A 12,173-nucleotide genomic window follows, 5' to 3' on the forward strand; every position below is an offset into this window, starting at 1 on the left:
TTTAACCGATTAAGCCTCAATTTGTAAGATTTTTTGCAACTTAATCCGATCATTCAACTTGGCAGAAAACCGACCATTCTCTAAATCTCGAATCCAGCTTTGACTTTTATCAAGATATTCCGCTAACTTTCTTTGACTGAGCCCGAGCCGTTTTCTGGCATTAGCAATTTGTTCTGCACTTAAGGGAAATGCCTTCTGCTTACGATGTTTAGGACGGGTTTTTTGTTGTTTCTTGTTTTCCCAATGAGAGAGTTGTTCATCCCATTCTGGGGGCAATTCAAACTTCAGAATCCGCGCCTTCATCAGCAAATTCCATTTCCCTCGGGGGGCAGCATCAGTGATTCGCGTCTCGTTACAAGCATCATTAATCCAAAAGTCCATCGCTTCATCTGCATCATCGGGAATTTCCCCTAATCTTGCCCACAATGGCTGAATATTGGTCGGATAGGTCACAGGATCAAAAACGGGTTTGATACCATATTCATTCAGCGATTCTAGGTCACTCTCAAATTTGCGGATTAAGCGCTTGCGGGGCTCTCGGCTGAAGGTTGCCTCTTTCACTTTATCCTCGCCATAGGCAACATACATTAATTTCGGTACAGTAATGCGTTGTTCTCGACCCATTTTCGCTTTAAATAACAGCCACAGCATCATCCGCACTGCCCCTTCGTGTTGATGCCAATTTGTCATCACTGCCGATAGCATAAACTTGGGTAATGTCCCATACTGATAAAAGGCAACAGATTTTTTATACCCCTGTTTATTGAGAAAATACTCTGCCCAAGCACCAGCTTTAATCTTAAATGTCATTCCCACTAAATGTTTATAGCCTTGGGAATCTTCCTGAAAGTAATTTTCAATGTCCATCAGATGCCAAATCCGATCTTTTGCCACCGAAAACGAGGGAATTTTTCCCTGTCGCGGCCAATCAATGGCAGTAAGCAGTTGACAGGGTTGTTGAACAAGGGATTTAATCAGGCTCAGTTTAGTGGCTTTATTGAGGTCTTTGCGTTTGTCTAATCCTAAATAAGTTTCAATTTCCTTATGATCAATGGTGAATTCTTGTTCCCAAGGTCGCTCGATCGCGACAGCATAAGCAGCAAAAATCAAATGCAAACAAGCTGCCCGCAAATCCATTGCTTCCACAGTTGGTGTCGCTTCAATTGAGCTAAGAATTGTGGGATCATCCGCAACCAGGTCGTTGGTTAGCCAAAAGTCAATCTTACCTTTACCTTGTTTCACGGAACGTTGAAAATACAGTTGATCCTCTTTATCCGTTTCCCAAGCAACGGCTGACCCTTTCGCGAGAATATTACAGGCTTCCCAGATTACCATTGCTGTTGCCATGGGATTGGTTTGACCATTGGCAAAAAGACTGTGAGTATTCAAGGGTTGGGGTTCGGCTTTATATCTTCCCTTTTTGGAGGGTAAGGGGAGCGGTAAATGCTCTGGACAACTACTCACACATAATGGCTCTTGATTATTATCCTCGCAGTGGTTACATAAGGCGGGTTCCACCCAATACTCGGCTTTGCCATCAATTTGAATCGCTCCCGTGGGACATTCAGGCAAACAGATACCGCAATGAGTACAGGTTTTAGGAATGGTGTAAGACATAGCAACTTCCTTCTCTCAGACGATTTTTACACAGACAACGCTAGACTAGATCTCTCAAAGTTCAACAGAATAAATAATAGTTTTTTCTCATGCCAACTACTATTTAGATTCAGAAACAACACCTGCTTTTACAGAAGGTGCTTGCTTTGACCGTTGGTCAACAAAGCATGACATAATCAAACTGTATTGTTTTCTACATTTTGGATGTTGCTTTTTACCTTGCTGAGACTTTCGAGTTGACTTATTGCTCTTCCTTTTCCTATAAATATTGCTCGATATTCGCTGACAATTTTGTTAAATCTGTTAGTTTTTATCGCTTTTTAAGTATTCTTTAGACTTTTTTATATTATTATTAGCAACTTCATCGCGTTATTCGTAGGTAACCCTGAGTGATTGACAGTGAATTGAATCAAACTGGCTTAATCTGGAAGGAGACAGCTAAAAATAGGGCAATCTCTGCTAATTTCAATTTTTGATTTTAGGAATGCTCGTGATGACTCGTTTGTGAGGTGGGAGTCCACTCCCGAATCAGTTGCCGAACCACATCGTTCATGGAGATATGGAGTTCATCACAATAATTTTTGAGCTTGATATATTCTGCTTCTGTTAATCTTAAAGTAAATCTTTTCATGGCATTTAAATGACATCAATTGGGCATCAATCGCTATTAATTAATTAGCATCTCATACCGAATCAGTATCATCCTGACACCATTCTGGTATCATTCAATTTTTAAGAAAAAATCATGGAGATGGAATTTCAATCAACTTAGGCGGTTTAATGATTGTTATATCATGTTCTCTGATGGCAGTTGAGGCTCAGAGCACAGTTAGAATTAATTGGATTAATTAAGGATGTACTCAACTCTCAGACCTCTCAATTCACGGGAGAAAAATAGGCGCTAAGCAGAGAAGGGCGAGTATTTTGGGGGGCTAGGATGAGTATTAATGGCTAAAATGACTTGTATTTTTTGCAAAATTGCACTCAGGAACGACTGATGAGTCCTCGCTTTCCCGTAGGCTCATGATCAAATACTCGTCCCCTGCACTGAAAAAAATTTATCTCCCTGATCTGAGAAAGATTTAACCCTCATGAGTACCTCTTGATCAATTTAATGTTAGTCTCAAATTTTTGACCTGTAATCTGGCGTTGGTATAACTGCTATATATGCTGACAGGAGCTTATTATGCAAACACCTCCTATTTCTAATGAAGTTGCCCTCAGAATTGCTCTCGCGTCGAAACTTTTACCTCAAATTTCTCTTCCAGACTTAATTACAGCCTTGCAAACTCATTTCAATGATGAAGTGACAGAAACCGCTCTCAATCAATTGACGATCACGGAATTGCAGCAATGTTTAACCTCGGTTGATGGCACTAATACCAATCGCGCCACCCTCAAAGAAGCCCTGCACCTGTTGTGGGGAGAAACCGATGAGAATTTACCGATTCCTGAAGCAGGGGATTTACCGCAATCGGTGAAAATTGCGGTCGCCTCCAACACCGGCGAAGAACTGGATGGACATTTTGGATCATGTCATCGCTATTTAATTTATCAGCTTGCTGTGGATGAAATGCGACTGATTGATGTGAGATCGACCATTGATGCCGATTGGGCAAAAGATAAAACGGAATTTCGGGTGAATTTAATTCGAGATTGCGCGATCGTCTATATGGTGGCTATTGGCGGACCAGCAGCAGCGAAAGTGATCCAAGCCAATATTTACCCCATGAAGAAAGAACAGGGCGGTTTGGCAAGAGACCACTTAGCACAATTACAACAAGTGCTTGCCACCTCTCCACCGCCTTGGTTAGCAAAAGCCCTAGGATTGCAGGTCAAACCGTCCTTTTCCTCCGCAGTGAATTGAACCCCTGAGATCTTAATGACCGAGGAATTCTGCAATTTTGGCTGCTGCTGCTTCTAGTTTGGCAGCATCCCGAACTAATGCCATACGGACATAGCCTTCTCCGGCTTGACCAAAGCCCGAACCAGGGGCAACGGCGACCCCTGTGGCTTCTACGAGTTGCGTGCCAAAGTCCATAGAATTTCCTTGCCAAGATGCAGGCAGTTTTGCCCATAAATACAGAGTTGCTGCGGGGGTGGGAACGTCCCAACCGATATCATTTAACGCCTTGACAAAAACGTCTCTGCGGTGTTCAAAGGTATCAACGGTTTTCTGGATGCTTTCTTGGGGACCGGTCAAGGCAGCGATCGCGCCATTTAAAATCCCGCGATACTGATTAAAATCAATGACAGCTTTCACTTGTCGCAAACCGAGAATCAGATCTCGATTGCCAACCGCAAAGGCAATACGGAATCCGCCCATATTGTAGGATTTAGAAAAGGTAAAAAACTCAATAGAAATTTCTTTGGCGCGATCGGCTTGTAGCACAGATGGGGCTGGAGGAGAGCCAGAAAAGACCATATCGCCATAGGGAAAATCATGAACCAGCGCGATCGTATTTTCTTTACAAAACTGTACGGCTTCCTCAAAAAAGGATAAAGGGGCGAGGGCAGTGGTGGGATTATGGGGATAACTCAGTACCATCATCTGGGCTTTTTCCCGCACCTCTGCTGGAATATCATCAAATATAGGTAAAAACTGATTTTCCGCCAGCGTTGGTAACCAATAAATCTCGCCCCCTGCCAAATGAATGCCTCCAGAATGGGAAGGATAGCTGGGGTCTTGTAAGAGAGCGATATCCCCTGGATCGAGCAAAGCTAGCGGTAAATGGGCTGTCCCTTCCTGACACCCAATCAGAGTGAGCACTTCCGTTTCTGGGTCAACGGCAACCCCGTATTTATTTTCAAACCAACTTGCAACCGCTTCCCGAAAGGGTTGGGTACTATGAAACAGCGCGTAACCATGGGTACTGGGATCATCAACCGAAGTCTTAATCGCTTCCAACACATGATCCCCTGCGGGTAAATCAGATGAACCCAAAGAGAGATCAATAATCTCTTTACCCGCAGCTTTGGCTCTTGCTTTTGCCGAATCCATATCAGCAAAAACATTGCGACGTAAGGGTTGGAGGCGTTGAGCAAATTTTATCATTGGTTATTCGTTCTTTGTTCTTGGTTCTTTGTTCTTGGTTCTCCCTCTCACCTTGTCTCCCCCTCTCCCCATCCTTACCGAGGAAGTAACACTTCTGACCTTAAAATAATTCACCTCCAACTCCCCCTCATTCCTAAAGATGCTGGTCAATGTTGCCTTTTAACTTATCTTTGGTAATTGCTCCCTCATGAGACCATTGAATATCCCCATTTTGAATTAATCTCAGGGCGGGAACGCCTTCCACTTGGTAAGTTTTCACGGCTTCTGGGTTGGGATCAACTTCCAGTTTCAGAACTTTCAACTGGTCACTATATTCATTGGCTATCGCTTCCACAGAAGGAGAAACAAGGCGACACGGACCGCACCAATCTGCCCAGAAATATAAAAGCACAGGTTGACCTGCTTGAGCAATTTCTTCAGTAATTTGAGAATCGGTTGTTGAAATTAAGTTACTCATAAATAAAATTTTTTCTGTAGTCTAAGACACTATCCACAAAAGAGAGGGGTAAAAAGTTAGAAGATCCGACTTTTCCCCTCATTGTCTAGATTCAATGGTATCGCTAATCAGCACTAGCGATTAACCATCTAATTGTTTCCGTAGTGCTTCTAACTCAGCATCCATTTCACTATCGCTAACTGCTTCTTGATTTTGGCTGCTACTACTGGTTTGTTGTTCCCCTTCTGGTAATGCTTGCTGATTTTGCGAAGATCCAGACAATTGCGCTTTCATCGCAGCGAGTTCATCATCAACGTCACTACCCGATTCAAGTTGGGCAAACTGGTCTTCAATACCGCCACCACCACCAGCGAGTTCTGCTGCTGCTTGTCCAGAGGCTTCCATTTCCATAACTTTTTCTTCCATGCGCTCAAACGCACCCATGGCACTATTATTATTCAAGTTGCCTACTTGGTCTTGCAGTTGCTGGTTGGCTTTGGCTGCTTTCATGCGAGCCCCAAGCATTTCTTTTTTCGTTTTGGCTTCCGAGATTTTGCTTTCCAGGGCGATGAGGGATTTTTTCAGGGTATCAACTTGTGATTTTTGTTGATCTACTTGGGGTTTGAGTGCAGCAGCAGCATCTGCAGCAGATTTTTTCCGTTGCAGTGCTTGTCGGGCGAGGTCTTCTTGTCCTTTACCCAGAGCCAGTTGTGCCCTTTGTTGCCATTTGTTGGCTTCTGACTGTTGCTCCTCGTATTGTTTACGACTGCGACGTTCAGCAGCAATGGCTTTGGCAACAGCTTGGCGGAGTTGCACCAAGTCTTCATTCATATCCACCAGGGCTTGTTCCAACATTTTTTCTGGATCTTCAGCTTTACTGACAAGATCATTAACGTTGGCGCGTACAACCCGGCTAATGCGATCAAATAGTCCCATAATGCGATTTATCCTTTGAGCAATTTACGACTGTTAATGTTAATAGCAGCTAACGGCGAGCAATCTTAAACCGTTATTGAAGAAAATTGATGCGCTGACACCTGATCCGAGGATGATAAGATGTTGACGCGATTAAAAGTTGCCATCTGTCGTTTCTACTGCTTCTATGGTAAGACACTGAGCCTCGATTCAGAAAACACCACAACCCTTGATTGAATGGTTCGGTTTTTGGGTTATGATACAAAATTTTTCCGTATTAATATCACCTGTTAATGATCCCTCCTGTTGGATTGGGTGATATAGCAGTCAGGAATCAGGTGTGAGACAGCCATTCTGGTTTAAGGCAACAGGCAATCGTGAAGAAGGAAGGTCAGAAAAATTCTTAACTTTTCCCAGAAAGTGCAAAGTTTTGATACTTTGATCGAGCAATTCCCTTGCAGTTTTTCGAGAACTGGAGACAGACCAGCCTGATCAGGCAAAAGTGTCAGCACTATATTAGCCTCCTTGCTAAAATAAGGCTAAAAGTATGATGATTGTTCTTACTCAAAGTAAGAATTAACACAATGTCTTCTCCTCCGTCTTCTCCAAAACAACGCATCACTGTTTCCATTGATATGTCCTTGCTCCAAGAAGTGGATCGCTTCAGCAATAATCGTTCGGCTGCGGTGGAGGAAGCATTACGTCTTTGGCGAAAACAACAGATTGAAAACCAACTGCGATCGTTTTACGAAAACCGTTCTCAAAGAGATATTGAAGAAGAATCTCTCTGGGCGGATCAAACACAAGAAACAGCAATGATGGCTTGGGAAGAGAGTGATACATCCTTAGAAAAATGACTCCTTTTTCCCAATTTCCCCGTCAAGGGGAAGTCTATTTAAGTAAGGCGCTGCGCCAGTCTGGAGATACGAAAAAGCGTCCTGTTGTGGTAGTTTCTATTGATCTCCGCAATCAGTATAGTTCTACTGTTTTGGTTGTTCCCTTTTCTTCTGATATTTCTTCGACTCACAGCAACCCCTGTCGTCCTCTGTTAAAAAGAGGAGAAGGAGGATTAGAAGCTGATTCAATCGCTATGTGCGATCTGATTACAACAATTGCTAAACGTTATCTAGAACAAAGTCCCTATGGAATCATTAGTGAAGATTCTTTAAGTAAAATCCAAGCTGCCATCAAAATTGCAGTGGGATTATTTTGAACGATCGCGCTCGATTTTTTATGATTCCAATACTGAGGAGTGTTAATTTTCAATGGGTATTATTGATTGGAGTATTGTGGGCATTTATGCCCTAATTGTCATCGGGATTGGTGTGATGGCAAGTCGTAAACAAAATAACACCAATGAATATTTTCGGGGCGGTCGTCAACTCCCGTGGTGGGCAATTGGTTTTTCGATTATTGCCACTTCTTTTTCTGCTGCATCCCTACTCGGAGGACCCGGACAAGGGTATGGTCACGGCTTTCTCTATTTACAACTGCAATTAGGAGATTTAATTGGCTACGGCTTAGTGATTGCTTTATTTTTGCCCTTTTTCGTCAATCTGAATTTAACCACTGCTTATGAATATTTAGAACAACGCTTCGATGCTAAAACCCGCTCTTTGGGGTCACTGTGCTTTCTCTTATTCGTAATTGCTCGTTTAGGAGCATTACTTTATGGGGCTTCTCTAGTGGTTTCAACAGTAACAGGGATTCCCCTCTATCCTGCGATCGCGCTGGTTGGAGTAATTTCAATTCTCTACACGGTCACGGGCGGAATTACGGCTGTGGTCTGGACCGATGTCTTGCAATTTGCCATGATTTTTGTCGGTTTAGGCGCGGGGATTTGGGCTGCGGTTTCTGGGGTTGACGGTGGCTTCGGGACATTACTGCAAGCAGCAGGTGAAGCGGACAAGTTAAAAATGTTTAATCTGTCTTGGGACCCTGCTTCAATCTATTCTCTCCCCACGGCTCTTTTTGCTTACGGGATTCTTGCTTTTGCAGTTGCTGGCACGAATCAACAATCGGTGCAACGGTACGTTTCCTGTTCCGATTTACCCTCAGCGCGGAAAGCGATTTTATTTGGCTGGTTTTCTGGCTTTTTGGGGATGGCAGCGACGCTTCTTCTCGGTGTGATTTTATTTGGTTTCTATTCCTTGAATGGTGGGTTATCAGAAGAAATTGCAGGGGATAAAATTTTGCCCTATTTCATTGTGAATCAAGTACCAGTGGGTGCATCGGGGTTTTTAGTAGCAGCCATTTTTGCAGCAGCGATGTCTTCGATTGACTCGGCTTTGCATTCTTTAGCGACTTGTATGACCGTGGATTTTTATGACCGCTATTTCCTTCGAGAGGAAAATGAATCAAAATCGCTGAGGGTGGCGCAACTCTTAATTATGATTTGGGGGATTCTTGGAATCTTATCAGCATTTTATGTGGCTTCTACAGGAAAAGATTTATTACCGTTTCTTGTCACCTATACCACGATTTTTTTAGGACCCTTATTGGGGATTTTCTTGATGGGAGTTCTGTTGCCTCGGGTTAATGCCAATGGTGCGTTTTATGGGACGGTTACTGCGGTTATTTTCATGATTATTGCTTCAGAAGCGGGCTGGTTAACTTTTCCTGGGATTTGGCGCTCTGCGATTACTGCGCCGATTGCGGTGATTCTCGGTTCTGGTATTTCTTTGTTTGGTTCGATTCCACCACCGCGATCAATCCAAGGTCTGACCCTCTGGACTCAGATCTCAGGAAACAATCAACCAATGAGTCGTCCTGGTTTAGAGGAATAATCGCTGCCTTATCAATTTTTGTTAAAATTCGTAAAACAATGCGAATTGATGTTACTAATAATTTCCCTGAACTATGCTTGAGATGCTCCCTCCGATCAATATTGATCCAACCACCATCGCCGGACTTAGCCTGTGGGCGTTTGCCCTTTATCTTAGCCTTTCCTCCCTCCGAGAATGGTTGATGACCCAGTTAATGCGTTGGTTTAATTTTGCGGAACGATCTTTATATTTGTCTGTGCAAGAATTTGAGCGCACCCGTGAAGCCAGAGAATCCCAAAATGCTTTTTATGCGTCAGTGTTTAGTATTTTTCCCTTTCTTGCCCTTGGTGGCTTGTGTAACTATGGTGTGGAGATGAGCTTAGGACGCAGTTGGGCAATTAGTATGGGGATTTTAGCCTGTATGGCATTTGGGGTTTATGAATTAGGACGACAATCCCAACAAGAATAATATGTTGACACTCCCCTATAATTAAGTGGTTAGCTGAAAACAATTAGCTGATCGCTTAATTAAGGAGAATTTTTACTTTTTTCTGTAAAAAAGAGTGCAATCTTATGACACAACCGATCAACACGACTGCTAATAACGCAGCGAATGATGAGGGTGACGTTGATCTAGGATTAAAGTCAGAGGCTTCGTCTGGCTTCACTGCCAACAGCGTCACTAACAATGTCATCGCAAATAATCCCCTTGATAATACTCCAGAAGCTGATACACTGACAGGTCAGTCTGGAGAAGATAAATTTGAGTTTTTACTACAAGATGATTCTATTGCAGATAACGATGACGCATCGGCATCGGGTATTTTTGCCAATGGTGGGGTTGACGTAATCACAAATTTTGATCCAGGCGAGGATATCCTTGTCTTTGACGAGGAGTTTTTTGATAATCTTGACAACTTTTCTGTCTCGGAAGATGGGGAGGGAGGAACAATGATTAGTTATGAAGGCTCAGAGTTCCTCAACTTAAAAAACGTTGATCCGGATGACTTTGAGCTCCTTTAAATCAGTATCGACTCGCAACAAGCAGTGAAAAGACAATCCCAGTCCTGGAAAAACTATCAGGGATGTGCAGAAATGGTTTGGGCAGAGGGGAAATTAAAAGACGCTGCTCATTACTATGAAATCGCGATCGCGCTTGCGCCACAGGAAACCCGTCTTTATTATGATCTCGGATGTTTAGAACACCAGCAGGGCAAGTTCACAGAAGCCTGTCACTATTACAACCAAGTCATTGCTCTTGATCCCGATCATGCCTCAGCTTACAGTAATCTTGGTTCTGCTTTGACTCAAATTGGCGATCTGGAATTGGGATTAAAACATCTACAAACCGCGATCGCGCTGTGTCCCAATCATCCTCGCTATCATAATAATCTCGGTCAAGGGTTAATGCGACTGGAAAAGGTGACAGAGGCAATTTCCGCTTACCAGAAGGCGATTGCATTACAACCCGATTATTCCCTCGCCCACTACAACTTAGGGAAAGCATGGCAAAGCAAAGGCGTACACCAACAAGCTGTAAGCTGTTTTGAGCAAGGGATTCAATTGCAAAGTGATCAACCCAGAATCTATGGAGAGTGGGGAACATCTTTGATGGCGTTGGGAGAGGTTCAAAAAGCCCTCCAGTGTTGGCAAAAAGTGATTGCTTCTTACCCCCAGCAACTGCAAGCCTATCAACAATGGGTGAGGAGACGTTTTCACCCTCCTCAAGATGAATGGGAAAAAAGCAAATCAACTTGTGGTCAGTTCTTGCAAGCCCTACAAAACTCACAGTTTCAGGAAGCTCAAACCTTTCTCGGACAAATCTACTTTCATTTGGGTAATGCTTGTCTTGAATATGGAATCCCTCGACAAGCAGAGGCTTACTATCGCAAAGCACTGCAGTTAGACCCTTTTGAGAGTGAGTTACAAGTGCAACTGGGAGATAGTCTGGTGCAACAGGGAAAATCCGAAAGCGCGATCGCGGCTGATCAAGTTGCCTTAAGCCTTGATCCCCAAAACCTCCATGCTTGCTTTCAGTTGGGGAAATTATGGGAAGAAAAAAAACAATGGCAGGGCGCGATCGCGTGTTATCGTCAGATTTTAGAGCAACCGAACCCGAGAAACTTACTCGCAGTCTCTTCTAAAGGAGTCCCACCGCCTCAAAAAAGTTATTCCACAGCCCGATCTTGGTTCGTTGAGAGAAATCAGCTTGACAACTATCACGAAATTAAAGAGGAGAAACCCAACAAGAGAAACACAGACACTAAAGTCACCTGTGGGGGATTAAATTGTACATTTTGTTTGCCAAGAATCCGTAACTGGTTTCAACCAATCCAACTAGAAAACAACATTTACCATTGTGCTTTCACTCAAGTTCTCCCTGTTAGTTCTCCTCCTTTATTTGTTGCGAAGATCCCTCAAGGAAGAGCGTGGGCAATTCCTCAAAAAAACAACTGGTTGATTTGTACCGCACTGGGAATCATCACTCCTGATAATTCTCTCCTCCAAGATCTCTCTCGGGATTATCCAGGACAGTTACCTACTTGTTTAGGAAACCCTTTTCCTCATCAAATTTTCCAGCAGGACACACTTCCGCCTCTACAAGAAGTAGCAGGTCAAGTCGCGGTTTTAGCAGGATTATCGGGAAATATTTATTTCCATTGGTTGGTTGATATACTCCCTCGGATTGCCTTATTACGGCAAGTTGGAGTTGATTTGAAGACACTCGACGGGATCTGGATGAATCAGGTGACTCAACCCTTCCAACAAGAAACCCTAGAGATTCTAGACATTCCCCTGAAAACGATCATCTCAAGTGACCATTTTCCTCATATCCAAGCGCATCAACTGATTGTTCCCTCCTTTGTCGGACATTTTGGGTGGTTGCATTCTTGGGGACTCGCGTTTCTCAGAAAAACCTTTCTTCCCCGATTACGTCAATCGCATAGGTTTTATCCCAAGCGGATTTACATTTCTCGGGAAAATGCTCGACACAGACGGATACTCAACGAACCAGATGTGATTAATTATCTGAGCACTCGCGGATTTGTTACAGTCACTTTAGAAACGCTCTCTTTTTCCGAGCAATTGAACTGGTTTGCTGCTGCGAATACAATTATTGCCCCTCATGGTAGTGGCTTGACCAATCTCGTCTTTTGTCAACCGCAGACAACTGTCATTGAATTGTTTTCTCCGAACTATATCCTTCATTATTTTTGGGTTATTGCCCAACAACTCAAACTCAAGCATTATTTTGTCATTGGAGAAACAATTGCCTGTGGGAGAATTCGAGAACTAATGTATCAAAACTCACTTGCTGAAGATATTTGGGTCAATCTCAACACCTTGAAAAAAGCATTGGATTACGCCAAAATAGATTAGCTTT

General features: G+C 43.3%; 12 protein-coding genes. 7 read left to right on the forward strand and 5 right to left on the reverse strand.

Going from position 1 to position 12,173, the window contains the following annotated elements; all coding sequences use genetic code 11:
• Positions 1-9 precede the first annotated feature (9 nt).
• Together PCC7418_RS06050 and PCC7418_RS19750 are read right to left on the reverse strand one after the other, a co-directional pair.
• The gene (locus PCC7418_RS06050) at positions 10-1,617 is read right to left on the reverse strand and encodes a helix-turn-helix domain-containing protein (RefSeq protein WP_015225297.1); all 1,608 of its coding nucleotides are present in this window, start codon (positions 1,615-1,617) and stop codon (positions 10-12) included.
• A 478-nt stretch (positions 1,618-2,095) separates the two neighbouring features.
• A complete protein-coding gene (locus PCC7418_RS19750; protein ID WP_015225298.1) occupies positions 2,096-2,248 on the reverse strand; it encodes a molybdenum-pterin-binding domain-containing protein in 153 nt (50 codons plus the stop codon).
• Positions 2,249-2,803: 555 nt separating this feature from the next.
• Here PCC7418_RS19750 and PCC7418_RS06055 point away from each other — a divergent pair.
• On the forward strand, positions 2,804-3,484 hold the full coding sequence (locus PCC7418_RS06055) for a dinitrogenase iron-molybdenum cofactor biosynthesis protein (protein WP_015225299.1): 681 nt from the start codon (positions 2,804-2,806) through the stop codon (positions 3,482-3,484).
• A gap of 12 nt (positions 3,485-3,496) precedes the next feature.
• On the opposite strand, the gene PCC7418_RS06060 is transcribed toward PCC7418_RS06055, so the two are convergent.
• From PCC7418_RS06060 to PCC7418_RS06070, 3 genes are all read right to left on the reverse strand, one after another.
• Positions 3,497-4,672: an LL-diaminopimelate aminotransferase gene (locus tag PCC7418_RS06060; protein ID WP_015225300.1), complete on the reverse strand. Its 1,176-nt coding sequence runs from the start codon at positions 4,670-4,672 to the stop codon at positions 3,497-3,499.
• A gap of 133 nt (positions 4,673-4,805) precedes the next feature.
• On the reverse strand, positions 4,806-5,129 hold the full coding sequence (locus tag PCC7418_RS06065; protein ID WP_015225301.1) for a co-chaperone YbbN: 324 nt from the start codon (positions 5,127-5,129) through the stop codon (positions 4,806-4,808).
• A gap of 120 nt (positions 5,130-5,249) precedes the next feature.
• Positions 5,250-6,044, reverse strand: coding sequence for a PspA/IM30 family protein (locus PCC7418_RS06070; protein WP_015225302.1), 795 nt, complete (start codon positions 6,042-6,044; stop codon positions 5,250-5,252).
• A 563-nt stretch (positions 6,045-6,607) separates the two neighbouring features.
• Between PCC7418_RS06070 and PCC7418_RS06075 the strand changes: the two genes are divergently transcribed.
• The 6 genes from PCC7418_RS06075 to PCC7418_RS06100 all read left to right on the forward strand — a co-directional run bounded on the left by PCC7418_RS06075 (position 6,608) and on the right by PCC7418_RS06100 (position 12,169).
• Positions 6,608-6,880 (forward strand): CopG family ribbon-helix-helix protein, encoded by a 273-nt coding sequence (locus PCC7418_RS06075; protein ID WP_015225303.1) that lies wholly within the window; start codon positions 6,608-6,610, stop codon positions 6,878-6,880.
• Positions 6,877-7,236, forward strand: coding sequence for a type II toxin-antitoxin system PemK/MazF family toxin (locus PCC7418_RS06080; protein WP_015225304.1), 360 nt, complete (start codon positions 6,877-6,879; stop codon positions 7,234-7,236). The genes PCC7418_RS06075 and PCC7418_RS06080 overlap by 4 nt, the downstream gene beginning before the upstream one ends.
• Positions 7,237-7,288: 52 nt before the next feature.
• Entirely contained in the window at positions 7,289-8,809 is a 1,521-nt protein-coding gene (locus PCC7418_RS06085) for a sodium:solute symporter (RefSeq protein WP_015225305.1), read from the forward strand.
• A gap of 73 nt (positions 8,810-8,882) precedes the next feature.
• Positions 8,883-9,257: a hypothetical protein gene (locus PCC7418_RS06090; RefSeq protein WP_015225306.1), complete on the forward strand. Its 375-nt coding sequence runs from the start codon at positions 8,883-8,885 to the stop codon at positions 9,255-9,257.
• A 104-nt stretch (positions 9,258-9,361) separates the two neighbouring features.
• Positions 9,362-9,811 carry a hypothetical protein gene (locus PCC7418_RS06095; protein ID WP_015225307.1) on the forward strand — a complete coding sequence of 150 codons (450 nt, stop codon included), beginning with the start codon at positions 9,362-9,364 and terminating at the stop codon, positions 9,809-9,811.
• A gap of 72 nt (positions 9,812-9,883) precedes the next feature.
• Positions 9,884-12,169, forward strand: a complete 2,286-nt coding sequence (locus tag PCC7418_RS06100; protein WP_015225308.1) for a tetratricopeptide repeat protein — start codon at positions 9,884-9,886, stop codon at positions 12,167-12,169.
• Positions 12,170-12,173 lie beyond the last annotated feature (4 nt).

Source organism: Halothece sp. PCC 7418 (assembly GCF_000317635.1).
In the GTDB taxonomy this organism is placed as follows: domain Bacteria; phylum Cyanobacteriota; class Cyanobacteriia; order Cyanobacteriales; family Rubidibacteraceae; genus Halothece.